Origin of the sequence: Streptomyces sp. NPDC048197 (genome assembly GCF_043202395.1) — a bacterium.
GTDB lineage: Bacteria > Actinomycetota > Actinomycetes > Streptomycetales > Streptomycetaceae > Streptomyces > Streptomyces siderophoricus.
The window spans coordinates 82381-107654 of sequence record NZ_JBIDAJ010000023.1 but is presented as its reverse complement, the minus strand read 5'-3'; the positions used below and the strand labels follow the sequence as shown (position 1 = coordinate 107654).

Genomic DNA, 25274 nt, shown 5'->3' with positions numbered 1-25274 from the left:
CGGCCAAGGCGAGACCCGCTCACCACCGGGCCTCCGTGTCGGCGGGGATGTCCTGCTCCGTCCAGATGATCTTGCCGGTCATCGTGTAGCGGGTGCCCCATCGCCGGGCGACTTGGGCCACGATCAGTAGGCCCCGCCCTCCCTCATCGGTGGTCCGGGCATGGCGCAGGCGTGGCGAAGTGCTGCTGGCGTCGGAGACCTCGCAGATCAGGCCGCGGTCCCGGATCAGGCGCAGACTCACCGGCCCGGTCGCATGGCGGATGGCGTTGGTGACCAGCTCGCTGACGATGAGCTCCGTGGTGAACGTCAGGTCGTCCATGCCCCACTCCGCCAACTGCCGGCCGGTGAGGGCGCGGGCGTTCGCCACGGCCGCCGGGTCGCTGGGCAGGTTCCATGACACGACCCGGTCCGGAGCCAGGACCTGGGTCCGGGCGAGGAGCAGGGCCACGTCGTCGGACGGCGGACCGGTCAGCAGGGCGTCGACCGCACCCAGGCCGATCTCCTCCAGTGTCTGACCGGGCGCCACGAGGGCGTCGCCCAGTCGGGAGAGCCCGATGTCGAGGTCCCGGTCGAAGGTCTCGATGAGACCGTCGGTGTAGAGGGCGATGAGGCTGCCTTCGGCCAGCTCCAGTTCGACGGACTCGAAGGGGAGGTACCCGAGGCCGAGTGGCGGTCCGGCGGCCAGGTCGAGGACGTTGGCGGTGCCGTCGGGGCCGACGATCACCGGTGGGAGGTGACCGGCCCGGGCGAGCGTGAACCGCCTGCTGACCGGGTCGTACACGGCGTACAGACAGGTGGCACCCATGAACGCGGCACCCGCGCTCGCGTCCTCGGCCTCCGCCGGCCCCATGAGGCCGATGACCAGGTCGTCCAGATGAGCCAGCAGTTCGTCCGGGGGGAGGTCCAGATCGGCGAGCGTGCGTACCGCGGTGCGCAGACGCCCCATGGTCGCCGCTGCGTTCATGCCGTGTCCGACGACGTCCCCGACGACCAGTGCAACCCGGGTCCCGGAGAGGGGAATGACGTCGAACCAGTCGCCGCCCACGCCGCTGGGGGCATCCGCCGGGAGATACCACGACGCCACCTCCAGAGCGGACCCTCCCGTGAGCTCCTGCGGCAGCAGGTAACGCTGCATGGAGCGGGCCGCGGTGCGCTCGCGGGTGAAGCGGCGCGCGTTGTCCACGCACAGCGCCGCGCGGGCGACGAGTTCCTCGGCGAGACGCACGTCATCGTCCTCGAAGGGCCCCCGACGCCGGGAGCGGGCGAACGTCGCCACGCCAAGGGTGACGCCGCGCGCCCGTACCGGAACCACCATCAGCGAGCGGAAGTCGAACTTGCGGATGGAAGCGCCCAGTGACTGGTCCTCGGTCATCCAGGCGCTGGTGGAGCGGTCCAGGACGCGTTCGACGAGAGTCCTGCTTTCCAGCAGGCAGCGGGTCACGGGTGACGAGGGAGCACGCCGGACCGTTTCGCCCACGGCCAGGCTCGCCTCCGGACAGCCCTCGCGCACCGACTGCTGCCCCGCTCGGCGGATGACGGGCGTCATGCCGACCGGTCCGGGAGCCGGCTCCTCGCCCCTCATGACCGAGTCCAACAGGTCGACGGCGACGAACTCGGCGACGGACGGTACGACCTCGTCGGCCAGTTCCTGCGCGGTCCGCGTCACTTCCAGTGTGCTGCCGATACGGGCACCCGCGTCGTTCAGCAGAGCCAGGCGTTCCTGGGCCCGCCAGCGCTCGGTGACGTCGATGACCATGTACCAGATGCCCACGTACCGGCCCTGACGGTCCTTCATCGCGAAGAAGGAGGCGGAGGCCGCGCGCGTGCGGTCGGGATCGGCGTAGCCGGGGCTGCGGAACTCGTAGTCCAGCACCGGTTCCCCGGTCTCAAGAACCCTGCGCATCCGCTCCTCGAAGGCTTCCGCCTCGCTCCTCGGCAGTACTTCTCCCACCTGCCGCCCAAGTCGTTGTTCGAGGGGGATCAGGCGACCCAGGGGCTCGTTCACCCAGACGTAGCGCAGGTCCGTGTCCAGGACGGCCATGCCGACCGGTGCGTGGGTGAGGAACGGCGTGAGCATCAGCTGGCTCATCCCGCCTCCCGGCATCCGCCAGAAGGCCCGCTTCGGCGGCTGGCCGACGAACCGGCCGAAGACCAGTGCGGCGACCGTGGCGACCAGTACGCCCGGGACCATTTCGTAGAGGCCCGACTGGAGTGGCCCGAGCAGCGGATTGATCCTTTTCCAGAGGAGCACCGTGGTCGCGCCCGACACGATCCCGGCCATGGCTCCCGCCCAGGTCATACGCGGCCAGTACAGCGAGAGGAGGATGACCGGCCCGAAGGCGGCCCCGAAGCCCGCCCAGGCGTAGGCGACGATGCCCAGCAGCCCGCCACCGTTGAGCGCGATCACGAAGGCGACAAGGACCACCGCGACGACGGCGCCGCGGCCGACCCACACCAGCACCCGGTCCGCGGCGCGCCGGTTGAGGAACGCGCGGTAGAAGTCCTCCGTGAGCGCGACGGACGACACGAGAAGCTGGCTGTCCGCGGTCGACATGATCGCGGCCAGTACGGCGATCAGCATCACCCCGGCGATCCAGGGATTGAGCAGGATGCGGCTGAGGACGATGTAGACCGTTTCGGGGTCGTGGAGCGGGGTGCCGAGCCGCCCGATTCCCGCGAGGCCGACGAGTGTGGCGCCGGCAAGTACGACGATGACCCACCCGGTCTCGATACGGCGGGCCGCGGGGATGGCACGGGTGCTGCGGATGCCCATGAAGCGGGCCAGGATGTGCGGCTGACCGAAGTAGCCGAGGCCCCAGGCGAGCAGCGAAATGATGGCGACGGCGCCGAGCGACCCACCTGCCGACCACTGCCCGGCGGCGTAATTGACCTTTGCCCCCATGTCCAGCAGGCCCGGCGCCTTCTTGTGGAGGGCATCCGCCAGTTCCCGGAAGCCTCCGAGGGCCCCTACAGCCGTCAGGGGGACCACGAGCAGGGCGAGGAACATCAGCGTCGCCTGCATCACGTGCGTCATGCTCACGGCGAGGAAGCCGCCCAGGACCGAGTAGATGACCATCACAAGGGCCATCAGGGTCACCCCGAGCCCGAAACGGACGTCGAAGACGTGCTCGAACAGCAACCCGCCGGCCACCAGACCACTGGCGACGTAAACGGTGAAGAACACGAGGGTGACCACCGCCGAGGCCATCCTGAGCATCCGGGTGCGGTCCTCGAACCGCTCCTCCAGGTAGGCCGACAGGCTCAAGGCGTTCTCGGCACGCTCGGTGTAGGTGCGCAGCCTCGGCGCGACGAACCGCCAGTTGAGGTAGGTGCCGACCGCCAGGCCGACGGCGATCCAACTGGCGCCGATGCCGGCCGCGTACACCGCTCCGGGAAACGCGAGAAACAGCCAGCCGGACATGTCACTGGCCCCTGCGGACAGGGCGGCGACCCACGCGCTGAGCCTGCGGCTCCCCAGGGCGAAGTCGGCGAAGGTGTGAGTGCGGGTGTATGCCCAGGCACCTACTCCGATCATGGTGAGCGCGTACACGAGGAACGTGATCACGATCGGCGCACTCAAATCGAACATGTTCTCCTCGTCTGCGAGGTTCGTGAGCACCGGGCGCGACCAGAGGCGCGCCTGGGAGCCCGATCCACCCTGGCGGGCAAATGTACCGATTTGTGTGGCCAGGCGGCGGCCGCCACCTCCACGCCGGTGTCGAACGGCCTATCCGTGCCACAGTCGCGCGCAAGGCTGCCGAAGGGGTCGGCTCTACGCCGGCCGGCTCGGAACGCCGGTTCGTCGTCAGAGCCAGCCGTTGCGGCGGAAGGCCCGGTACAGCAGTCCTGCTCCCAACGCCATCACGGCGAGCGCGCAGGGGTAGCCGTAGCGCCAGTCCAGTTCGGGCATGTGGGTGAAGTTCATGCCGTAGATCCCGGCGACCATGGTGGGGATGGCGAGGATCGCCGCCCATGCGCTGATGCGGCGCATGTCGTCGTTCTGCCAGGTGCCCACCTTCGCCAGATGGGCGTCCAGGACGGAGACGAGCAAGTCATCCAGGGCGCGGACTTCGGTGTCGGTGCGCGTGAGGTGGTCGGTGACGTCACGGAAGTACGGCACGACCTGCCGCGGCCAGTCATCCCGCGCCGTGGTGAAGGGCTGCATCACCGGGACGAGCGGCTGGACGGCGTCGCGGAACTCCACCACCTCGCGTTTGAGGGAGTAGATCCGCTCGGTCAGGTCCTCGCGGGCGGGTGAGAACACGCACCGCTCCAACTCCGTCAGGCCTGCGCGTACTTGGGCGGCGGCCTCGGCGTAGGCGTCGACGATCACATCGGTCACCGCGTGCAGGACACCTACCGGACCGAGCCGGGCCATCTCCGGCTGCTGCGAGAAACGGCGCGCAGCCTCCACCGTGGGGTCGTCCGCGCCGTGACGTACGGTCAGCGCGAAGGACGGGCCGAGGAAGATCATCACCTCGCCGGTTTCCACATCCGCGGTCTGCTCGACGAACCACAGGGTCTTCACGGCGACCGCCAGAGCGTCGCCGTAGCGCTCCTGTTTCGGTCGCTGGTGGGCCTGGACCGCGTCCTCCATGGCCAGCGGATGCAGCTTCAGGTACTCGCCGAGCCGCTGCAGTTCCTCCTGGCGGGGTTCGTCCATGCGGATCCAGGCGAACTCATCCCGCTTCAGTCCAGCCAGACGGTCCAAGGCGGCCTGGCAACCCCCGTCCTGCTGCCGGCAGTCGATCGGCTCGCCTTCACCCGTCCGCTCCTGGTAAATCACACACTCCATACCTTCTCGGATGCTTCCGCCGCCGCATTCCATGCTCATGCTTTCGAACGGCGGCATCCTTCACCGCCCGTCCACACCTGGCCGTCACCGGGCCTTCACGGGGGACGGCTGCTGGCCACCGCGGGTACGGTCGACAAGAGCCCTAAAGAGTTGATTGTCCACTTTCGTCGGGGGTAGCTGGCCTACATGGCTACCACACGTAACTTTGTGCCGGGACCCCTTCGTCAGAGCCTTCATGGCCGCCGACGGCCACGGCACAGGCGCCCGGGCCGTCGACGCGGCAAGCTCCACCGGCGGGTGTTGGCCTACCGGGATGTGGCCATCTTCCATTCCCCGCACCCGACGCGTAAGCAGGCTCAAAGTCTGCTGCTGGTGTACATCCGCCGCGTCGTCGGCGAGGTCACCTACGAGGTATGCGAACTCTGTGCGAGTGGCCTGATCACCCAGGTTCGCGTTGCTTCGCCTTTGCAGGACAGCGGCCTGGGTACACGCGCCGTAGCGCACCTGCGCGCCCGCTACCCCGATGTCACCTGGCGCAGCTGCCTCACCCAACGCATGACGCGTGACCTGGCCCACCGCATGCGTCTGCCCAACGACCGGACCGCCCTGTCGTGTCCACACTTCACACGCGCTGCCTCCGAGGGCCGCGGGAAACCGGGCCGCGCGTGACGCTGAAACGTCCTGTCGGGACGGCTCAACGTTCGGGCCCACATTGCGTGGCAGTTCGTCCTTTCGTACGGCGTGCTCGGGTTGGGCCGTGGATTGGTCTGTTCGGGTGACGTCGGGTCAAGTGCGTGGTGTTGCATTGGTTATTTCGGGTTAATGGTGGTGACCGTTTTCCGGTGGGTTGCCCATCTCTCCGGGGAGAGAGGCAACCCTGTGGTGCGTCGCTGCGCCGGCGCGCCGCTGCGCGGGTGCGCGTACGTGTCGGTGTGTCCTCTCTCTGTCCCGGTGTGCAAGCGGTGATCCGGTTCGCGTATGCCGGCGCCGGGCGACGCGGGCCCCGGTGGGAGTTCTTGGGCGGCCCTCTCAGCTGAGAGAGGTTTGTCATGGATCCGAGTACAGGTTGGTTGGGAGCTCCGGCGGTGGCTCGCGGAGCTCGGCCGGTTGTTCCGGCCGGTGGATCTGAGGTAGCCGCTGTACGGGGGCTCGTGGCCACGCCGTTCAGTGCGGCGTTCTCCACGGTGACGATCCCGGCGGGCACGACCCCGCTGGCGGTGGCGGTGGCGCCGAACGGCAACGTCTACGTCGGCAACGCCAATTCCAACAACGTCACGGTGATCAGCAGCACCACGAACACCGTCCTGGCCACCGTCCCCGCCGGCTCGAACCCGGCCATGATCGCGGTGGCGCCGAACGGCAACGTCTACGTCACCAACCAAAGCTCGAGCAACGTGACGGTGATCAGCAGCGCCACGAACACGGTCCTGGCCACCGTCCCCACCGGCGGGGGCCCGTTCGCACTGGCGGTGGCGCCGAACGGCAACGTCTACGTCGCCAATAGCACGTCGAACAACACGACGGTGATCAGCAGCGCCACGAACACGGTCCTGGCCACCGTCCCCGTCGGCGCGGTCCCGGACGCGGTGGCGGTGGCGGCGAACGGCAACGTCTACGTCGCCAACCGGAACGCGAACACCGTGACGGTGATCAACAGCGCCACCAACACCGTCCTGACCACCCTCCCCACCGGTGGATTCCCGGGCGCGGCGGCGGTGGCGCAGAACGGCAACGTCTACATCGCCAACCAGACCTCGAACAACGTAACGGTGATCGACAGCGCCACGAACACCGTCGTGGCCACCGTCCCCGCCGGCACGGTCCCGGGAGTGATTGCGGTGGCGCCGAATGGCAACGTCTACGTCACCAACACCGTTTCCAACAACGTGACGGTGATCGACAGCGCCACGAACACGGTCCTGGCCACCGTCCCCACCGGCGCGGCCCCGTTCGGAGTGGCGGTGGCGCCGACCGGCAACGTCTACGTCGGCAACAGCAATTCCAACAACGTGACGGTGATCAGCAGCGCCACGAACACGGTCCTGGCCACCGTCCCCGTCGGCGCCTTCCCGTTCTCGGTGGCGGCGGCGCAGAACAGCAATGTCTACGTCACCAACGCCAATTCGGCCAACGTGACGGAGATTTCGCCGTTGACGGTGACGACCTCGCCGGCGTCGCCGGTGTGCGGGCAGCCGGTGACGTTCAACATTTCCGGGGGGACTCCCAACGGGACAGCGGTGGTGAACTTCGGGGACGCCAGCCCCGCGGTCACCGTCGCCCTGGACGCCACCGGGAGCGGGCAGACCACCCACACCTACACCGCCGGTACGTTCACCACGACCGTGAACGGCAACCCCACCTCCGTCACCGTGAACTCCAACCCCACAACGCCGACGCTGTCGGTGGCGCCGAACCCCTCCACCTGCGGGCAGAGCGTGACCGTATGCGCCACCATCACCCCGGCACCAGGCACCACCACAGTGCCGACCGGCACGGTCACCTTCACCCTCCCCAACGGCGGGACCCAGATGGTCCCCGTCAACGCATCGGGGCAGGCCTGCTTCACCACCACCGCCCTGACCACCGGCACCCTCACCGCCGTCTACAGCGGTGACAGCTGCTTCACCGGCTCCACCGCCAGCACCCCCGTCACCGTGAATCCCAACCCCACAACGCTGACCGCGCAGCCAGGCACGATCCGGCTCCGGCTGACCCCGCTGCCCGAGTTCTACATCCCCACCCTCAGCGCCACCCTGACGACCACCTCGGGGACGCCGGTGGCCGGTCAGCCGGTGACCTTCACCGCCACCACGCTCTTCGGCCCGCTCAACCTCGGCACCGCCGTCACCGACGCCAACGGCACCGCCACCATCCACAACGCCGTCGTCCCCGTCTTCGCCATCGCCACCCCCTTCTACACCGCCACCTTCCCCGGCACTGCCTGCTACACCGCCGCCACCGCCCACAACGTCCTGGTGTTCATCCCCCTCCCGGGCTGAGCTCATCGGCTCCCAAAACCCCAGGTCACCTGGTCTTCTGCCGCGATGATCCAACAGACCACGGCGCTGGAGGGGTGGCAGAACGACCTAGGTATAGGCAAGTGCTCAGTCGCCTGCGCCACACACCACGGAGGTGAACCCCGTTACGTGGCTACGACATACCCGACTTGAGTCCTTGTCAGCGCCCAAGTAGGTTCGCCATGAACGGAGTTCTTCTACGCACCGGCGTCCCTTCGCCGGAAGGATGGACGCCGCATGGGTTCCCACGCCCGCCCGAACCGCATACACCGCACCGGAGTCCGGATCGCGATGGTCGCGCTTGTCGGTGCCGCCCTGCCGCTCACCGCCGGCGGTCTCGCCGAGGCGGCCACCCCCGGCGCCACGCACTCCGCTGACGAGAACGACCGGCAGGGCGGCGCGGCCACCACAACGGCCGGCCAGGAGCAGGGCACGCAGCGGCAGTTCCCGTCCGACCAGGCAGCACGGCACGCTGTGCGGGACAAGACGGCCGATGCGCAGAACGCGAGGGTTCAGGCCGATCCCCAGATCAACGCCGATCAGGCCTTCCTGAGGGACACCGGCGACGGCAGCCAGGAGCAGGAGCTGTGGGGTGGGGCCAAGGCGGACGAGAGCGTGTCGATGGCCAGCACCACCAAGATCATGACTGCCCTCGTGGTGCTCAAGCACCCGGAGTGGCTCAGCCGGCAGATCACGGTGAAGCAGGAGCAGAATTCCAGTGTGGCGACGATGTCGCACTGCTCGTCCGCCAGGGGAATCAGCGGGGTCCCCGTGAGGCCCCTGCGAATTTGCTTGGTCCGTTCGCTCAGAAATTGATCAGCACGCCTGTGGAGCGTGGGCTGAGTGTGGCACGGGGCCGGTCGAGGCGGCTCAACCGCGACTCAAGTGCGGTGCGCCAAAAGCGGATCTTGCCGACGATCTGCGCGAAGCGGTGCAGCGTCTCCTTGGTATCCCGCCACTCCCTCAGCGGCATCGGTGGGAACAGCTCCATCACGTTCCCATGATGCCCCCGTGGGCGGTGTCCGGCATTCGCGCCGGGGGCCGGAGGGAGGGGTTCAGTCCTCGTCCGCCAGAGCCGGGGCGGACGCGTGCAGCACCCTCGCCGCGCCGGGCTGCGGCGCACTGGGTGAACGCGGCGAAGACCGTGTCCACCTTCCTTCGTGTCTCGGCGAGGGGATGGTTCCAGATACTGAGTCGTGCTCGCGGGCGATCCCGACTGGCTCGGTTCTCCCACGTCAACACCCCGTCCCGGAGTGCATCCCTGGAGGCGACGGTCACCGGGCGGCGGGGCCGGGGCCTCACCACATCAGCGTTGACTGACGCGGATGGGAATGTCCTGCCTGGCCCGCGCCGCCCAGCTGTGCTTCAGCCGCAGCCCGGTGGCGCCCGGTAGGCAGCCGTGGCAGAGCGGGCTCAGCCGGTCGGCGTGCTCGCGTAGCGTGCGGCGGGCGTGATCGGCTCGGATCACGCCCGCGTAGGCCGCGGTGTGCTGGGGCCGAGGCAGCTTTGGAAGAGCGTGTGCAGGTAGGAGGCAGTCAGCCCCGGCGCTTCGTGCCGCGCCTTGGCCAGTACGCCGCTGAACCATGCCGTGTCCTTGGCGTGCTGCTTCGGGCCGGGGGCTGGCACCGTGCGTTCATCAAGGTGCCTATGTTGGGTTTGGGGTGGTTTCGTGGTGTGTCGCGCTCGGTGTTGAAGTGTTCAGTGGCGGGGCAGCGCCTCGGCCACGGCGGTCTGGGAGGGCTCGATAGTGGTCCGCCCATCCTCGATGTCCCACAGCGTGTTCTGCAGCAGCCGAGCCAGGGTCCAGCCGGCCGCGCGCCGGCGGTCCAGCCCGAGCGCCTCGGTCAGCAGATCGAAGCGGCGCCGCACCGCCCGGGGAGCGTCCCCGGCGGCGTGGAGTCTCTCCCAGCCGGTGTCCAGCGCCGGCCACAGGTCGAAGCCCGGGTCGCCGACGAGGGGTTCGGGGTCGATGGCCAGCCACGGCTCGCGCTCGGCGGCGAGCACGTTGCCGTAGTGCAGGTCCCAGTGCAGCATCCGGTCGCCGGGCTCGCCGACCAGCTCGGTGACTGCCGACGCCCAGCCGCGCAGCCGCCGTTGGTCCTCGGCGTCCCGCAGGGCGCCGACGGCCGCCGGCACGGACGCCAGCATGTCGCGCGCGACGTCACCGAGGCCGCGCCGGCCCTCGGGCGCCGGCACGGAGTGCAGCCGGGCCATAAGTCCGGCCAGGGCGCTCATGGCCACGTCGTCGTCTTCGACGGAAGCCAGGGTGCGTGAGCCGTCCAGGCGTTCCAGCAGCATGGCGCTGCTCTCCCGGTCGTGGTCGAGCAGTCGTACGATGCCGTCGCCGTTCCACGCCCGCAGCCCGATCAGCGCGGCGGTCGTCTCCTCGCGGGGCATCTGGAGTTTGAGAGCGGCGCGGGTGTCGTCCGTGCGGCGCACCGGTACGACCAGTGAGGCCTCGCCGGACCCGATGCCGCCGTCGCGCTCCAGTTCCCATCGGTCGAGCAGCTTCGCCACCAGCGCGGGCAGCCGGGCGATCCAGGTCCGTTCGTCTTCACCACCGTTCCTCGTGTACGACGCGACCAGGGCGTCAGGGACTTCGATGCATTGCGGCGAACTCATGGGGGGTTGTCCTTCGGGGGAGTGGGCTTTTCACCGCGACCACGGGTAAGGCCGAGGTCATGCGGCGGCTGCTTCGGGGTTGCGGGTCTCGTAGAAGATTCCGTCGCGGAGCATGGCGAACAGGACGCTGATGCGTTGGCGGGCGAGCCGGAGGAGGGCTTGGGTGTGGGTTTTGCCGCGGGCTCGTTGTTTGTCGTAGTAGGCGCGGGAGGCGGGGGCGGCGTTCATGCAGGCGAAGGCGGAGGGGAACATGGCGCGTTTGAGCTGACGGTTGCCGCACCGTGGGGCGTGTTCGCCGTGGATCGAGGTGCCGGATTGCCTGGTGGTGGGGGCGAGGCCGGCGTAGGAGGAGAGGTGGGCGGCGGTGGGGAAGCTGGCGCCGTCGCCGACGGTGACCAGCAGGACTGCGGCGGTCCTGACGCCGACGCCGGCATCGACGTCAGGACCGGGGAAAGAGGGTGTGCCTCCGGCAGGGCGTTGATCTGTGCTTCCAGCGCCCGGCGCTGGGTGTGGACGGCGGCGAGCGAGGTGGCCAGGGAAGGCATGACGATGTCGAGGGTGCCGGTGCCGGGGACGACGACGGTCTGTTCGTCGAGTGCGTCGAAGACATCGTCGATCACCCGGGCGGCCATGCGCGGGGCCTTGGACCGGATGAGGTCGACGAGTCTGCGGCGGCCGGCTTTTCGCAGGGCGGCCGGGGAGCCATAGCGTTGGACGAGCCAGGTGACCGCCTGGTGGTCGAGGCGGAGGCCAAGGACACGTTCCAGGCTGGGGTGGAACTCGGTGAGCAGGCCGCGTATCCGGTTGCTGGTGCGAGTGGCCTCGGCGGCGAGGTCCTGGTCGAAGCCGGTCAGGACGGTCAGTTCGGCGGTGATCTCGTCGGTCAGTTCCAGCGAGCGCAGGGTGGGGGGGTATGGTGCGGGCGGCGTCCGCGATCACCGCCGCGTCCTTCGTGCCGGTCTTCGCCTCGCCCCGGTAGGGGTCGGCGATCCGGCGCATGGCCAGGCCTGGCAGGTAGGCGACCTTGCAGCCGACGTCGCGGGCGACGGTCAAGGGGAGGGCGCCGATGGAGGCGGGCTGGTCCACGATCACCAGTACGGTGCCGAACTTCGCGGCCAGCCTGTCGAAGACGGCCCCCAGTTTCGGCTCGCTGTTGGGTAACTGCTTGTCGAAGACCTTCTTGCCGGCCGGGGTGAGACCGTGGCCGTGGTGAGCGGTCCTGCCGACGTCCAGGCCGAGGAACACGCCCACGTCTTCGGTAGCGAACATCGGGCCCTTTCAAGGAGTGGCAAGTACCGGCCTCGGTGGTGGTGTCGTACGCGCGCATCCACGTGATGCAGACCCGCCGCCCGCGAACCGTCCGGCGTTGCGCCGGACCGGACGGTGGCCGGACCTCTCATCAGCATCTCCGACGCCACCTCCCGGGCCCGGTGACACCACCCCCAGATCATGCCTTCGACAGGGGGACACAGTCATGCCGGGACCGGAGGCCAGCGGTCCTCTTGCAGGACCCCGGAAAACATAACGGGGGGAAAACCGACTGGGGCACCTCCGTCGACTCCGGCAGGCGAGCGATGCGCGAGGCACCCTGGCTGCCGTACGTACTGATGACGGTTCCGAGGACCCCTGTTTGCCCCTTCATTGCTCCTCATTGAACGTCGTCTGATGTGCTGTCAGGGTCGTGACGGGGGGAACAGTATGGCGATCGAGTTACCTGGCCAGGTGGTGTCGTTCCTCCAGTTCATCGGGGTGAACTGGCCGAACATCGACGAGGACAAGGTCCGCGAATTCGCCTCCCATGTACGGGACTTCGCGCAGAAGGTGGATGACACCCACAAGGACTCCACGGCCACGGTCAAGCAGTTGCAGGACGTGTATCAGGGCGCGTCGTACGAGGCGCTGCTGGCCAAGTGGGGCCAGATGTCCGACAGTCACATGACGGAGCTGGTCAACGCCTGTCATGTGGTGGCCGATGCGCTGGACATCGCGGCGGACACGATCGTGGCGATGAAGCTGGAGGCGATCGCCGAACTGACCGTGCTGGCCATCACGTTCATCGCCGACCAGGCCGCCGCGGTCGCCACCCTCGGCATCGCGGAAGCCGCCGAAGCGCTGGTCATCGAGGCCGCCGAAAAGCTCATGGATTACCTGGTGCAGCAGCTGGAGCAGTACATCATCGGCCAGGTCATCGAGGCGGCCGTCAATCCCCTGGTGGAGACGGTCAGCAAGGCGGTGGGCGGTCTGGTGTTCCAGGCCGCCGAGTCCGCCCTCGGGGTCTCCGCCGGCGGGGGTGGGGGGCGTGCGGGCGAGAGTTTCTCCATCCACCCCGAGGCGCTGCACGCTCGTGCGGAGAAGCTGCACGAGCATGCGCGGACGGTGGCGTCGCACGCCGCGGAATTCCAGACGAAGGCTGCGGGGGCGAGCTTCGAATGAGCAATCCGATCGTCAAGGCGCTGGAGCACGCGGCGGAGAAGCTGGGCAAGACCCTCGGCAAGGACGCGGGCAAGGCGGTCGAGGACCTGTACCACGGGGCGGGCACCCGGCTGAAGAAGGTTGCCAGCAATCACCACGAGAACGACAAGGGACTTTCCGACCACTTCAACGGCTTGGGTAAGGGTGGCAAGAGCGAGCCCAAGGGTCCCCACACCTCCCTGAATGGCGGCGGCAGGGGGGCCGGGGTGGTCGGCCGGGGAAGAGCGATCCGTCCCTGGCCGGTCCCAGCAAGGGTGGCCAGTCCTCGAACGGCAACATCGGGTGCCACACCGCCGGTGACCCGGTGGACGTGGTCTCCGGCCAGATGATCACCAACGAAAAGGACCTTGACCTCCCCGGCCTGCTCCCTCTGGCCCTACGCCGCGCCTATGCCTCCAGCTATGTCGGCGGGCGGCTGTTCGGCCCTGGTTGGTCCTCCACCCTCGACCAGCGCGTCGAGATCGACACCAAGGGCATCCACTACGCCGGGGATGACGCCCAGATACTGCACTACCCCTTGCCCACCCACGCGGGCGAGCACGTCTATCCCGAGGCCGGTGCTCGCTGGCCGCTGACTTGGGATCAGCAGAGCGACACCCTACGCATCGAGGATCCAGACAGGGGCTGGACCCGATACTTCGCACCGTCCGGAACCGTCGCCGGCCCGGGTCGCACCATCCGCGCGATAACAGAACTCACTGACCGCAACGACCACCGCATCACCTTCGAACGTGATGAAACGGGAACGCCCACCGAGGTGCGCCACACCGGCGGCTACCGCATAGCCGTCGACACGATCCATACCGCGGTCGGCCTACGGATCGAGGGCCTCCGGCTCCTGGACGGCGCAGGCCCAGGACTGGACACCAAGGTCGTCAGCTACGAGTACTACCCAGCCGGCCAACTGGCCGGGGTCGTCAACTCCTCGGGGCTTCCATACGAGTACGAGTATGACGACGCGGACCGGATCACTACCTGTACCGACCGTAACGGCAGGTGTTACTCCTATGTCTACGACGACGAGGGCCGGGTCGTCCGTGGGAGCGGGGAGGGGGGACACCTCTCGGCCCGCTTCCGCTACGACACGGCAGGGCGTATCACGACGGTCACCGACAGCCTCGGCCACGCAACCGAATACCACTACGACGAGCAGCAGCACGTGACCAAGACCGTCGATCCGCTCGGCAACACGACACGGACCGACTACGACGAGGCCGGCCGGGTCATCGCCCGCACCGATGAGATCAACAGAACCACCCGCTTCGACCTCGACGCGCACGGCAACCCCCTCCGCATCACCGAGCCCGACGGCACCACCATCGAGCTCGACTACACCGAACTCCGCCAGCTGGCGGCAGTACGGCGCGGCGACACCGTCCTGGCTTCGTTCGCCTATGACACTCGCGGCAACGTCCTGACCACCACCGACGCATCCGGCGCTCGGACCACACGGCAGTACGACGACCAAGGACGACTGGTCTCGGTCACCGACCCCCTCGGCCAGACGCGACACACGACGACCAACTCGGCCGGACTCATCACCGCGATAACCGACGCCGCGGGCCAGACCGTCCGTGCCACCTACGACGCCTTCGGCCGCGTCATCGCTGCCACCAACTCACTCGGCTTCATCAACCGCTTCGAATACCGCACCGAAGGCGAGATCACCCGCCGCGTCCACCCCGACGGCGCGGTCGAGACATGGGCCCACGACCCTGAAGGCTTCGTCGTCGAGCACCGCGATCGAGCCGGAGCGGTGACTCGATTCGAGATCGGTGCCTTCGGACAACTGGCCGGCAAGACTCTGCCCGACGGAGAAGTACAACGCTTCGCCTACGACACCGAGCTGCAGCTGCTGGCAGTCACCATGAACGGTGCAACCTGGCGATACCGGTACGACGAGGCCGGGCACCCTGGTCGGCGAGACCGATTTCAACAACCGCAGCTTCACCTATCGGCTCGACGGAGCCGACCAGCTGCTGGAAACCATCGATGCCGCCGGCCGTACCACCGCCTGCACCTACGACGTACTCGGCCGGCTGGTCGAGCAGGTGAGCCACGACGGCACTGCCACCGCCCTGACCTATGACGATGCTGGCCTCCTCAAGCGCGTGGCCAGCCGCGGCAGTGTCCTGGAGTACAGTCACGACGTCACCGGGCGCGTCCTGAGCGAAACCGTCGACGGGCGGACGACTGCGTACACCTACGACGCCCTGGGCCGCCGCACCAGCCGCACGACTCCCACCGGCCTGGTCTCGACGTGGACCTACGACGCCAACAACCAACCGACCGGCCTCACCAACCCGTTCGGTGAGCTGGCCTTCGCCTATGACGCGGGGGGCCGGGAGACCTCCCGCCACTTCGGCGGCGGGGCAGTGCTGACACAGTCCTGGGACGCCTGCGACCGGCTGGCCACACAGGCGATCTGGGCCCGCGACCTGACCGGCCAAGACGGTGAGGGCGCGTACACCAACATCCAGGAACGTCACTACGGCTACCGTGCGGACGGCATGCCGACCGTGGTCACCGACCGCCTGCGCGGCCGGCGGGACTTCGAACTGACCCCGGCAGGACGCATCACGCGCGTCAGCGCCGAGTCCTGGAACGAGAGCTACGCCTACGATCCCCTCGGCAACATCACCCGGGCCCACGACACCCGCATGCCGGACAAGGCGTCCGCCGGTGAACGCGCCTACAGCGGCACGCTCCTGCGCTCCGCGGGCCGCACGTCCTACGCATACGACGACCGGGGCCGCCTCGTCCACATGCTGGTGCGCACCCTCTCCGGGCAGCGCCGGGAATGGCGGTACACCTGGAACGCCGAGGACCAGCTCGTCCGCGTGGATACCCCTCGCCGCGGATCGTGGACGTACACCTACGACCCGCTGGGCCGTCGACTCAGCAAGCAACGACTGGTCGAGGGGGACGGACACCAGGCAGCGGCGGAGGAAACCGTCTTCGTCTGGGACGGCACACAACTGATCGAGCAGTACAGCGTGCTGCCCGACGGCAGCTGCCGCACTCTGACCTGGGACTGGGAGCCGGGCACCTGGACGCCGCTGTCCCAGACCGAGCGCACCTGGCACCTGGACCGGCCAGCTGACCAGAGCCTGATCGATGAGCGTTTCTACGCGATCGTCACGGACCTGACCGACACTCCCAGCGAACTGGTCACCCCCGATGGGCGAATCGCCTGGTCCAGCCACACCGACACGTGGGGAGAAGCGATTCGAGGAACGGGCCGCAGGAACCGTGTCTGTCCGCTGGGGCGGCCCGGCCAGTACCACGATGACGAGTCGGACCTTGAGTACAACTACTTCCGCTACTACGACCCCGCCACCGGCCGGTACCTCAGCCCCGACCCGCTCGGCCTGGACGGCGGTCCCAACCCACACTCGTACGTCCCCAACCCCTTCTTCTGGATCGACCCCTGGGGCCTGGCCAAACGCCAACCCCAGGGATGGGGCGGTTCGCACTCCAGCCTCAGGCCGAGTAACTGGACGGACGGCAGTGACACCAACAGCTATGAGCGCAACCACGTGCCGGCCAGGGCGGCGTACGTGGGGGTCGGTGGGACACAGCTGGGCTACGGCGCCGGGCCCGCGATTCGGATGGAGTACGACGACCACCGCAACTTCATCAGCACCGGCTCCGGCAGGGCATCCGACCAGTGGCGCGCGGACCAGCGAGCGCTCATTGCCCAAGGAAAATTCGACGAGGCCATGAAGAAGGACATCGACGAGATCCGGCGCGTCCACGGCACGAAGTACGACGCCGCGATCAAGGAGATGGTCGACCACTTGCCGCACAACAAGGGCTTCCAGAAATACCTGTCGGACAACGGCTGGAAGATCCGAACCTGTCTCCTAAAATGAGCCACATGGACTTTGAACTGGATCCCCCGAACGGCGTCACCGGCTTCCCCGTCGGGGCAGCCGCCGAAACCGTACGCGCAGCTGCCGCGCAACTGGGTGAGGTCAAGGTGCAGGACGACGGGTCCGCCGACCCGAGTCACTACATGAAGGTTCTTGCCCTGCATCCGCAGTTCGAGATCGTCTTCCACATCGAGGACGGGAAGACCCTCACGGCAGCCGAGATGTGGATCCCGCGCCCCGGTCCAGAAGAGATCACTGTGCGCTTCCGCGGAATCGATGTCTTCCGAACTCCCGCCCGCGAACTACTGAAGCAGTTGGAGGAGATGGGTCTGACCGTGCTGGACGAAACTCTCTACGCCTTCGTCCCGCGGCTCTCCATGGGTTTCACCCGGGTAGCCGGTCATGACGTTCCGCTCGACACCGATGGTGAGCCGCTCTACTTTCAGGCCGTCTTGACCGGACCTTACGACTACTACGACTACAAGCTCGCGTAGGTCGACCCGGATCGGCTCCCCGAAAGTTCAGTTGACGAGGCCAGCCATCGCCACTTGTGTCGCCGGGCACAGGCATGCCGGCTGCGTGTCTCATCGACAGCCAGAGCGTCAAGACCTCCGCCACCGTCCCCCTGACCAGCCAAGGCGTCGATCCGGCCAAGAAGATCATCGGCCGCAAACGGCACTTCGTCACCGACACACTCGGTCTTCTTCTTGCCGTCGCCGTCACCGCCGCAAGTGTTCACGACTCCGCGGCCGGCACCCACCTCCTGGCACAGGTCGCGGAGCAACACCCCGCTGTCACCAAGGCCTGGGCCGACAACGGCTACAAGACCAAAGCGGTGGAACACGCCGCCCAGCTCGGCATCGACCTCGAAATCGTTCAGCGCGACCCCACGGTCCGCGGCTTCCGCGTCCAACCCCGCCGCTGGGTCGTCGAACGCACCCTCGGCTGGCTCATGCACCACCGACGCCTGACCCGCGACTTCGAAACCCACCCCCGCCGGTCAGCCGCCGTGATCCAACTGGCCGCCATCAACCTCATGACCCGCCGCCTTGCACAGGAGACCACACCCAACTGGCGCGACAGCTAGGCCAAAGCAGACATCGGAGAACCAAACGCTCCTTGAGACGGCGCGAGGGGCTGTGCCGTGCCGTGCCGTAATGGCTGACCTTGCCTGGCATGCTCTTGTCGTGCCTGGTGGATCACGGCGTTGGGAGGCGTCCTGGGGCCGGTGGTTACGGTGCGCGGACGCGCCCGTCACAGCCCACCGAGGGCCGTCGGCGAGCCCACGACGGGGCCACTGGGTCTGATCCCAGCCGCCTTCATGCGCGCTCGCTTGATCAGGTGGCCGGGGCGGCGCTCAATCTACTCGGGCACGAAGCGGCCAGTCGCCGGCGGTCATCCCTCAGAACATTCGAGGGTCAAACTGCCCTGGTCCAGTCGCTTTCGACCAGTGAGGAGCAGAGTCGTCGCGCACAAGTGAGGCAGGCGCATAGGCTGCGGCTCGTTCCGCTGGCGGAGGCGGTCGTATGGCGATGATGGTCGTCGGTTTTCGGCTCGGCAACGACGAGACAGGTCAGCAGCTGACCGCTGTGGTGACGCAGAGCGGTTACTTCCACAAGAACCACGGGATGTACGGCCGTCCCGGTCGGTACCGCTGTCACTATGACCCCCAGCGTCTCCCCCTTGAGCACCCCGTTCAGCGGTCAGTCGCGAAGCTCAGGGAACTCCATGGCACGCAACTTCGGAAGGGTCGTTCCCGCTCTCTGATTCCGCCCGCCAGCGTTCGCGTAGACGTGGACGAGCCGGACTCAACCCCGGAAGACGTCATCAACGCCTTCGTGGGAGCCGCCCCGAACGAGCCGAAGTCCTTGGAAGACGCCGTTCGAGCCTTCTACCGAGCAATTGGTGCTCCGATCCCGCCCCTTCGCCAGGACCGTGTTGCTCGTGCCTGGCAGGTCGCTCAGCCACGGAACTCGCGCGCCGCCCAACTCCTGCGGACACTCACCCACGGTGTGCCGGTTACGTACAGCCGCGGATCGGCTGGCTTCACCGTTTCCGTAGACGCAGTCCGCATCCGGGTCGGCGGTGCCGAAGGAGACCTCGACCGCGCAGGTGTGACTGAGCTGCACGCTGCCCTAGATGCCTGGCTACGGCTGAACGCGGGGAAGGGGGAGAGCATGCGCTGAGGGCTGTCGTTGAGCTAAGGGCCGCCCAAAGGAGAACGAGGACGGAACGGATCCGAGAGGGCCGAACTTGGCGACTGTGCCAGGCGGGTTCGCCAAGACAACTGATGGCGTCGACAGGGGAAGTGTTCGCGCAGCCACAACGACGCGTCGGGACGACGCGGTCCTCGCTTCCGCCCTTCGGCGCAACGCCCGCAACGTCCGCCGACCGCTCACTCTCCTCGGACGCACCTCATCGCGAACCGGACAATGAGCAACCTGCCTGTGGAGTTCAGGTGTTGCTCGGCCAGGTGAGGCGGCGAGCGAAGTGGGCCCAGGCGGCCAGCACCATGAGCGTGGCGGTGAGCCCGCCGAGCGTCATGACTGTAGAGGGAGAGGTCCGGTCCACCACCACGCCGCCCATCAGCGCGCCAAGTGAGATGGTCGCCTGGAAGGAGGCGGTGAAGAGCACTGATGCTGCCTCGGGTGCATGTGGTGTTGCCTTGGCGAACCACGTCTGGGAAGAGACCGGAACGGCACCGTAGGCAGTACCCCAGACAAGGAGAAGGGCCACGACGCCGACCTGCCAGCGTCCCAGGATCGGCAGCAGCAGGGTGGCAGCCGCGATCATTGCAGCCGCGAGACCGAAGGTGACTCGGGGACAGCGTGCGACCACGGCCCCGCCCAGGAAGTTGCCGACGATTCCTGCGGCACCGTAGACCAGCAGGAATACGGTGATCAGTGGCGAGTTGGCATCGGTGATCTGCTCCAGGAACGGCGTGACGTAGGTGTAGGCCCCGAAGTGTGCCAATACGATGAGGAAGGTCAGCAGCAACGCGAAACGCGTGTTGACGGTCTTGAGCATGCCACGCAGCACATTGAGGCGGGTCGTCTGATGGGGCGGCAGCGGTGGGACAACCAGCACGAGCATGATCAGTACACCGACCGTGAAGGCACCCATCACGACAAAAGCGGTGCGCCAGCCGGCCAGGTCTCCGATGAACGTGCCGGCTGGTACACCCAGCACGGAACCGAGCGGTACCGCAGAGAAGATCACTGCCGTTGCGCGGCTGACAGCCTCGGTAGGCACCAGACGCTCGGCCAATCCGGCGGCGATCGACCAGAAGCCACCGATGACCACACCGACGACGACACGGGAGAGCAGGACAAGCCAGTACCCGGGTGCTGCGGCGGCCAGGAAGTTTGCCATGGCCAGCAGGAGCGTGAACACGCACAGCATCAGTCGACGGTCGATACGTGCTGTCGCCACGGTGACCACCGGTGCGGAGATGGCCGCGAGGAACCCGGGCATGGTCATCATGAGCCCAGCCATGCCGTCAGAGATGGCGTAGCTGGAGCCGATCTTGGTGAGCAGGCCGATCGGCAGGATCTCAGTTGTGACGATCGAGAAGATTCCCAGCATCACCGAAACCACGGCCAGCCACCCAATCAATGAAGGTCGGATCGGTGGACCGGCTTCGCCAGTGTGGTGCCTGGTCGCGGTGTTTGTCGATGCCATGGGGTCCGTCCTGTGAAGGGCCTGTCGTTTCGTGATCAATGCAACAAACTCCGCACGAGGAAAGCTGGCAGCCCTGCGACATCACCCTCGTAGGGCAAAGGTGATGTCGCAGAGCTGCTGACTTATCAGTGTCCACAGCGTCAGTGATTCCCAAGTTCAGATGACCTGGAAGTTGGCCATCATGGCCATGTCCTCGTGTTCGAGGTTGTGGCAGTGCAGCATGTAGCGCCCCTTGTACCCGTCGAACCGTACGAGGGCTTCCACCACCTCGTAGGGGCGGACGTCCACCGTGTCCTTCCAGCCTGCGTCCGCGGCAGCCGGGGGCCTGCCGCCCCGGGCGAGGACCTGGAACTGGGCCAGGTGCACATGGACGGGGTGGTGGAAGTCGCTGCTGAACCGCCACCGCTCCACGCTCCCCAGCCGTGGGGAAGCCAGGACCGCGTCCGTCCTGAACGGTCGGCCGTTGATGGTCCACATCTGCCGGTCGTCGTCACCGGTGTTCGTCCGGCGGAAGTCGAAGACCCGGATGGACGAACCGACCGGGCTTGCCTCCTTCGCCCTCCAGTCGGAGCCGGTAGCGGCGGGAGTTGGAGGCGTTGAGGAGGCGGAAGCGGTAGCGGGTGGCGGACACCTCCAGCGCGGGCCAGGGTGCGACGTTGACGAGTGGGACGTCGCCGAGCACCCCGTCGGGGAAGGCGTCGTGGCCGTGGGCCGGGTAGCGGAAGGAACCGTCTTCGTCAAAGGACCGGTCGCACAGCATCAGTGGGATGTCGCGATCGCCGCCGGGCAGGGGGAGTTGGTCCTCTTCCTCGTCGCCGATGAGGAAGAAGCCGGCCAGGCCGCGCCAGACCTGCGGGGCGCTGAAGTCCATGCGGTGGTCGTGGTACCAGAGGGTCGCGGCCCGCTGCGGCAGTGGGTACACGTAGCTACGGCAGCCGAAGGCCATTCGACCGCCGTGGCCGGCCGTCATGCCGTTGTGCGTGTTGCGTGGTTGTCCTGTTGAGCAACGGACGGCGGGAAGCAGTAGGTCGGTGGGGTAACCGTCGGACTCCGGTGGGGTGACGCCGCCGTGCAGATGCGTGACGGTGGGGACGGTGAGTTGTTGCGCACCTGAAGCACCGTCCTGCGCCCTGAGCGGGCGGCGAAGGTCGGGCCGGGGAAGATCCGGCGTAACCCCAGACCGTGGTCTTCCGGCCGGGCAGGATCTCGACACGGCCCTCGCGCTGCTCGACGTCATAGAAGTCCGCACCCCGCTCGCTGCGCACCGGCCGAGCCACCGGCGGCACCGGCAGCGGAACACCGAACGGTTCGGGCAACGGCCCTCTGCTGGCCAGGATCCGCCCGGTCGATGCCCCGGCGAGGTGGGGCCAGCCGGCCGCGCCCACCGTCACCGCCGTACCGGCACCGGCAGCCAGTCCCAGGAATCCGCGCCGACTCACACCACGGCCTCTCCCTCGGCCACCCCCACGGACCGGCCCGCCGGCGCCGCCGCCTGGATGCGACCGGTGAACGCCCAGTACGTCAGCACCGTCGCGCAGCCGAAGACCGCCATGCCCAGCGGTATGTGCCCGGCCAGTACCCGTGCCTCACCCAACCCCTGCTGCGCACTCACCAGGGCGACAAGCGCCGCACTGGTAGCGGTGGGCCAGCTGGGCCCGCGCAGCCGACGCCACACCACCACGGCGAGCACGGTCTGGATGACCGTGAGCGCGCTCAGCACACCGGCGTTGGCCGCGTGCCAAGCCAGCAGGTCGAGGTCCCCGGACACGAACAGGCCGGCCAGAGCTGCCTGTACGAGCGTGTCCAGGCACACCAGCACGGCGGTGCCCCGTAGCAGCCGCATCGGCCACTGGCGTTCGTATCCCTTGGGTGCGGTCACCGGGATCCGCCCCCGTTCGACACAGTCCTGTCCGACAAGGCCTGCTCGTACGCCTGGAAGCCGTCCTCGACGCCCAGGAAGATGTCGGTGAAGGTGAGGTAGCCCTCGCTGATGACGGGGGTGTCGCGCAGGGCCTCGACGAGGAAGTAGTACGCGCCCAGGTCATCGGTCTCCAGTACGGCGAAGTCCGAGACCCGCCCGGTGAACGCCTCGGCGTCGAAGAAGCGGGCCGTCACGCGATCCGCGTAAGCGGCGAAGATCGGCTCCAGATGCTCCCTACGCATCGCGTTGCGCTCCTCGCGCGACAGCGCCAGCCACCGCGGGGTGACTGTGTAGGTCAGGACGATGCCATACCTCATGCCGTGCTTCCTGCCGTGTGTCATACGGCTCCCCCCAAAGAGATTGCTAACACCGTTAACTTTCGAGAGAAGGTAAAGTGATAGGTGTTAACTTTGTCAAGCGGAAGGCGGGCAGGCCGCCGTGCCGAGCACTCCGGAAATGTCCACGGGCAGACGTCGTCACCGTGTCCGCGAAGAGGCGCTGGCCGAGATCCTGCAAACCGGCCGGCGACTGCTGGTCGAGGAAGGACCGGCCGCCGTCACGCTGCGGGCCATCGCCCGCGAGATGGGCATGACGGCGCCCGGCCTCTACCGCTACTACGCCGCCCACCGGGACCTGATCCAGGCACTGACCTCGTCCCTCTACGACGAGCTGGCCACAAGCCTGGCAGCAGCCCGCGACCACCACCCCGCCTCCGAACCGGGGCGGCAACTGGGCGAAGTGTGCCGCGAACTGCGTCGCTGGGCACTGGTGCACCCCCAGGAGTTCGGGCTGCTGTTCGCCAAGCCGCTCACAGACGCCGACACCGCGCCCGGAGCCGCCGCCCACGACCCGAGCTGGCGCTTCGGCGGCATCCTGTTGGAGCTGATGGTCCAGCTGTGGCGCCGCGGAAACATCCAGCCGCCCACCGACCTCGACCCGGTCTGGACCGCCCAGTTGGAGGAGGTACGCGAGCACCTCTCCGGCGAACCCGTGCCCCTGGAGGTCATCTACGTCTTCGTCTCCTGCTGGGCCCGTCTGTACGGAGCCGTAGCCGTGGAGGTCTTCGGCCACCTCGACTTCGCCCTGACCGACCCCGAACCGCTCTTCGACCACACCGTCCGCGACATCCTCACGGCGCTGGGCGAGTCTGCGCCGAAGACGAACGCTCCTTCCAGCGCCGATGGTTGGGCCTGACCGGGCGTTCGGCGCGCTCAGCCCGGTGGGTCTGCTGTAGGGGCCGCAGGCGGGGTGACGGTGAAGCGGGCGGGGCGACCTCCAAACGTCTCCGCAGGTGATGGAGAGCGGCGCGGTGTTCGCTTCTGGCTTTCGGAGGGCTCGATGGGCGTCTTGTTGATGACCTTGTCTGCCACGGCGGTCCAGATTCGCGGAGGTCGTCTGGGCTCGCCAAGTGCTCAAGAGCGCTCTGTAGATGCGGGCACAACTCCGCGGGGCTGTCGCTCTCCCTGATGCCCAAAGTGGTTCGGGCATCGTTGAGGAAGACGACAGGCCGGCCGAAGACGCTCTGGGAGAGTTCGTTCCGCTCACTTGCTTGGCTGAGGTGGCTTGGGAGCCCACGTGGAGGTCGACGGCTGGGGGAGGCGAGACGGTGCACCGAGGCCACCAGTCACCACCGCAGTGGCAGTCGCGTTGCGCACGGGAAGGGGCGGGCCGGCGCCGAACTGATCCCCGCGGGTGCGGGGACGATTCCATAGGGGCGGGCGGGCCTACGTGTCCAGCCACGGACGTGTCGACTGTCGGCGCGGGACGGTGCCGGCAGCCACCGAGCAACAGGGCGTGTCCCCATAGGGGCCTTGCTGAAGGGCAGGCGCCACCCTTTTCGGCGTCCGCATGGGCGTGGTTCGCAGATGCCCGTGCCGGTTCCGCCCAGGCCACTGGTTGACCAGTGCGAGCCGTTGTTCGTAGGGCAGGGGTGGTGTCCAAGGATGGTTGGCCGATGCTGCTGCATCCCACCCGTCAGGGGGGCTTCGAAGCGTGATCGAGCTGTCTGGCACTCTCGTCCTGGCCCATCGTGCCATCGCATAGGGGAACCAACCCGAGCAGGTGGCGCCACTGCAGGAGGGTGGAGCAGGATGCCGTCGACGAAGCCGCCCACCCCCACCCCGAGCACCGGGCCCGGCAACTGGATACTCGCCGGTTGCGCCATGCCGCCCCTGGCCTCACCCATCGTGGTGGCCATCGCTCGTCTCCACCCCCGTTGGCGGCGTGCGGGAAGATGCCGCAGCCGCAGGTTCCCCTCCCGAGCCGCACTCACGAGCCCGCCATCCGGCCCAACCATGGCCGCATCCTGAGGTCACGCCGTGTCCTCAGCGTCCTTTCCGGACTAAGGGGTCGTCCTGACGATTCCAGGCCCACCGGGGCGGTGCTGCGCGGGGATCCTCAGCGAAGGCTGCGTGGCGCCAGTGCCGATCGGAACCGAGGGTTGATACTCGCCCAATATGACACTTTGGGCCGGCGGTAGACCGGTCTGAGGCAGACCGGCCGGTCGTGCGCCGTGAGGACGTAGCTGCTGGCCGTCTTACCCCGCCCGGTGCGGGTGAGGCCTTCCATCAGCTCCGGGTCGTGCCGATGACAGGTCCGTTGACCCGGGCGCGGACGGCCGGTGAGGGCCGATGATTCGTGCCTCCGCCCGGGCGCTGTCCTCCTCACCCGGTAGACCGAGGCGGTCGAAGGAAAAGCGCCGGCATATCCGGAAATTGTCATGGCGGCCTCGCAGGTGCTGCCGCGTACGGCGAAGTCACGTTCAGGAGTGCAGCGGGGGCGCTTCCGCGGTCGTCATTGCCTCGCCAAGAGCGGATCGAGGCCGCCGAGGCCGTTGCCTTCGTCGGATCCTGGCTGCCGAGGACGACGATGGTGCCGGTGCCGGCCAACTG

General features: G+C 67.8%; 18 protein-coding genes and 3 pseudogenes. 11 read left to right on the top strand and 10 right to left on the bottom strand.

Annotated elements, in window-relative coordinates; all coding sequences use genetic code 11:
* Positions 1-19: 19 nt before the first annotated feature.
* Together putP and ACGF4C_RS27000 are read right to left on the bottom strand one after the other, a co-directional pair.
* The gene (putP, locus tag ACGF4C_RS27005) at positions 20-3589 is read right to left on the bottom strand and encodes a sodium/proline symporter PutP (protein WP_393569383.1); all 3570 of its coding nucleotides are present in this window, start codon (positions 3587-3589) and stop codon (positions 20-22) included.
* Between the two features lie 216 nt (positions 3590-3805).
* Complete coding sequence (locus ACGF4C_RS27000; protein ID WP_393569382.1) at positions 3806-4795, bottom strand: magnesium and cobalt transport protein CorA; 990 nt, start codon at positions 4793-4795, stop codon at positions 3806-3808.
* Between the two features lie 315 nt (positions 4796-5110).
* Between ACGF4C_RS27000 and ACGF4C_RS26995 the strand changes: the two genes are divergently transcribed.
* The 3 genes and pseudogenes from ACGF4C_RS26995 to ACGF4C_RS26985 all read left to right on the top strand — a co-directional run.
* Complete coding sequence (locus ACGF4C_RS26995; protein WP_393569381.1) at positions 5111-5464, top strand: N-acetyltransferase; 354 nt, start codon at positions 5111-5113, stop codon at positions 5462-5464.
* Positions 5465-5946: 482 nt separating this feature from the next.
* A complete protein-coding gene (locus tag ACGF4C_RS26990; protein WP_393569380.1) occupies positions 5947-7794 on the top strand; it encodes an Ig-like domain repeat protein in 1848 nt (615 codons plus the stop codon).
* Between the two features lie 255 nt (positions 7795-8049).
* A pseudogene (locus ACGF4C_RS26985) lies at positions 8050-8535 on the top strand (D-alanyl-D-alanine carboxypeptidase); the annotation flags it as partial.
* Positions 8536-8617: 82 nt separating this feature from the next.
* Here ACGF4C_RS26985 and ACGF4C_RS26980 read toward each other — a convergent pair.
* The 3 genes and pseudogenes from ACGF4C_RS26980 to ACGF4C_RS26970 all read right to left on the bottom strand — a co-directional run bounded on the left by ACGF4C_RS26980 (position 8618) and on the right by ACGF4C_RS26970 (position 11703).
* Positions 8618-8803, bottom strand: a complete 186-nt coding sequence (locus tag ACGF4C_RS26980) for a DUF5996 family protein (RefSeq protein WP_393569401.1) — start codon at positions 8801-8803, stop codon at positions 8618-8620.
* Between the two features lie 707 nt (positions 8804-9510).
* Positions 9511-10434, bottom strand: a complete 924-nt coding sequence (locus tag ACGF4C_RS26975; RefSeq protein ID WP_393569379.1) for an aminoglycoside phosphotransferase family protein — start codon at positions 10432-10434, stop codon at positions 9511-9513.
* A gap of 57 nt (positions 10435-10491) precedes the next feature.
* A pseudogene (locus ACGF4C_RS26970) lies at positions 10492-11703 on the bottom strand (IS110 family transposase).
* A gap of 429 nt (positions 11704-12132) precedes the next feature.
* Here ACGF4C_RS26970 and ACGF4C_RS26965 point away from each other — a divergent pair.
* The 7 genes and pseudogenes from ACGF4C_RS26965 (at position 12133) to ACGF4C_RS26935 (ending at position 18967) form a co-directional block, all read left to right on the top strand.
* Complete coding sequence (locus ACGF4C_RS26965; RefSeq protein WP_393569378.1) at positions 12133-12867, top strand: WXG100 family type VII secretion target; 735 nt, start codon at positions 12133-12135, stop codon at positions 12865-12867.
* Positions 12864-13235, top strand: a complete 372-nt coding sequence (locus ACGF4C_RS26960) for a hypothetical protein (RefSeq protein WP_393569377.1) — start codon at positions 12864-12866, stop codon at positions 13233-13235. Before ACGF4C_RS26965 ends, ACGF4C_RS26960 begins: the two co-directional genes overlap by 4 nt.
* A complete protein-coding gene (locus ACGF4C_RS26955; RefSeq protein ID WP_393569376.1) occupies positions 13211-14995 on the top strand; it encodes a DUF6531 domain-containing protein in 1785 nt (594 codons plus the stop codon). The genes ACGF4C_RS26960 and ACGF4C_RS26955 overlap by 25 nt, the downstream gene beginning before the upstream one ends.
* The gene (locus ACGF4C_RS26950) at positions 14883-16781 is read left to right on the top strand and encodes an RHS repeat-associated core domain-containing protein (protein WP_393569400.1); all 1899 of its coding nucleotides are present in this window, start codon (positions 14883-14885) and stop codon (positions 16779-16781) included. The genes ACGF4C_RS26955 and ACGF4C_RS26950 overlap by 113 nt, the downstream gene beginning before the upstream one ends.
* A gap of 5 nt (positions 16782-16786) precedes the next feature.
* Positions 16787-17275 (top strand): hypothetical protein, encoded by a 489-nt coding sequence (locus tag ACGF4C_RS26945; protein WP_393569375.1) that lies wholly within the window; start codon positions 16787-16789, stop codon positions 17273-17275.
* 77 nt (positions 17276-17352) lie between these two features.
* Positions 17353-17868: pseudogene (locus ACGF4C_RS26940) on the top strand (transposase); the annotation flags it as partial.
* Positions 17869-18307: 439 nt separating this feature from the next.
* The gene (locus tag ACGF4C_RS26935; RefSeq protein WP_393569374.1) at positions 18308-18967 is read left to right on the top strand and encodes a hypothetical protein; all 660 of its coding nucleotides are present in this window, start codon (positions 18308-18310) and stop codon (positions 18965-18967) included.
* 268 nt (positions 18968-19235) lie between these two features.
* Here the strand turns inward: ACGF4C_RS26935 and ACGF4C_RS26930 are convergent, their stop codons facing one another.
* The 5 genes from ACGF4C_RS26930 to ACGF4C_RS26910 form a co-directional block, all read right to left on the bottom strand.
* The gene (locus ACGF4C_RS26930) at positions 19236-20462 is read right to left on the bottom strand and encodes an MFS transporter (RefSeq protein WP_393569373.1); all 1227 of its coding nucleotides are present in this window, start codon (positions 20460-20462) and stop codon (positions 19236-19238) included.
* A 156-nt stretch (positions 20463-20618) separates the two neighbouring features.
* On the bottom strand, positions 20619-20939 hold the full coding sequence (locus ACGF4C_RS26925) for a multicopper oxidase domain-containing protein (protein WP_393569372.1): 321 nt from the start codon (positions 20937-20939) through the stop codon (positions 20619-20621).
* Between the two features lie 13 nt (positions 20940-20952).
* Positions 20953-21432 carry a multicopper oxidase family protein gene (locus ACGF4C_RS26920; protein ID WP_393569371.1) on the bottom strand — a complete coding sequence of 160 codons (480 nt, stop codon included), beginning with the start codon at positions 21430-21432 and terminating at the stop codon, positions 20953-20955.
* A gap of 465 nt (positions 21433-21897) precedes the next feature.
* On the bottom strand, positions 21898-22341 hold the full coding sequence (locus ACGF4C_RS26915; RefSeq protein WP_393569370.1) for a hypothetical protein: 444 nt from the start codon (positions 22339-22341) through the stop codon (positions 21898-21900).
* Complete coding sequence (locus ACGF4C_RS26910; protein WP_393569369.1) at positions 22338-22700, bottom strand: darcynin family protein; 363 nt, start codon at positions 22698-22700, stop codon at positions 22338-22340. The genes ACGF4C_RS26915 and ACGF4C_RS26910 overlap by 4 nt, the downstream gene beginning before the upstream one ends.
* 139 nt (positions 22701-22839) lie before the next feature.
* On the opposite strand from ACGF4C_RS26910, the gene ACGF4C_RS26905 reads away from it, so the two are divergent.
* The gene (locus ACGF4C_RS26905) at positions 22840-23577 is read left to right on the top strand and encodes a TetR/AcrR family transcriptional regulator (protein WP_393569368.1); all 738 of its coding nucleotides are present in this window, start codon (positions 22840-22842) and stop codon (positions 23575-23577) included.
* The last annotated feature ends 1697 nt before the right edge of the window (positions 23578-25274 follow it).

Excerpts from the sequence above, each read along its gene's own strand:
- putP (WP_393569383.1), bottom strand. The coding sequence starts at position 3,589 with ATGTTCGATTTGAGTGCGCCGATCGTGATCACGTTCCTCGTGTACGCG.
- ACGF4C_RS27000 (WP_393569382.1), bottom strand. The coding sequence starts at position 4,795 with ATGGAGTGTGTGATTTACCAGGAGCGGACGGGTGAAGGCGAGCCGATC.
- ACGF4C_RS26980 (WP_393569401.1), bottom strand. The coding sequence starts at position 8,803 with ATGGAGCTGTTCCCACCGATGCCGCTGAGGGAGTGGCGGGATACCAAG.
- ACGF4C_RS26975 (WP_393569379.1), bottom strand. The coding sequence starts at position 10,434 with ATGAGTTCGCCGCAATGCATCGAAGTCCCTGACGCCCTGGTCGCGTCG.
- ACGF4C_RS26965 (WP_393569378.1), top strand. The coding sequence starts at position 12,133 with ATGGCGATCGAGTTACCTGGCCAGGTGGTGTCGTTCCTCCAGTTCATC.
- ACGF4C_RS26960 (WP_393569377.1), top strand. The coding sequence starts at position 12,864 with ATGAGCAATCCGATCGTCAAGGCGCTGGAGCACGCGGCGGAGAAGCTG.
- ACGF4C_RS26945 (WP_393569375.1), top strand. The coding sequence starts at position 16,787 with ATGGACTTTGAACTGGATCCCCCGAACGGCGTCACCGGCTTCCCCGTC.
- ACGF4C_RS26935 (WP_393569374.1), top strand. The coding sequence starts at position 18,308 with ATGGCGATGATGGTCGTCGGTTTTCGGCTCGGCAACGACGAGACAGGT.
- ACGF4C_RS26930 (WP_393569373.1), bottom strand. The coding sequence starts at position 20,462 with ATGGCATCGACAAACACCGCGACCAGGCACCACACTGGCGAAGCCGGT.
- ACGF4C_RS26925 (WP_393569372.1), bottom strand. The coding sequence starts at position 20,939 with ATGTGGACCATCAACGGCCGACCGTTCAGGACGGACGCGGTCCTGGCT.
- ACGF4C_RS26920 (WP_393569371.1), bottom strand. The coding sequence starts at position 21,432 with ATGACGGCCGGCCACGGCGGTCGAATGGCCTTCGGCTGCCGTAGCTAC.
- ACGF4C_RS26910 (WP_393569369.1), bottom strand. The coding sequence starts at position 22,700 with ATGAGGTATGGCATCGTCCTGACCTACACAGTCACCCCGCGGTGGCTG.
- ACGF4C_RS26905 (WP_393569368.1), top strand. The coding sequence starts at position 22,840 with ATGTCCACGGGCAGACGTCGTCACCGTGTCCGCGAAGAGGCGCTGGCC.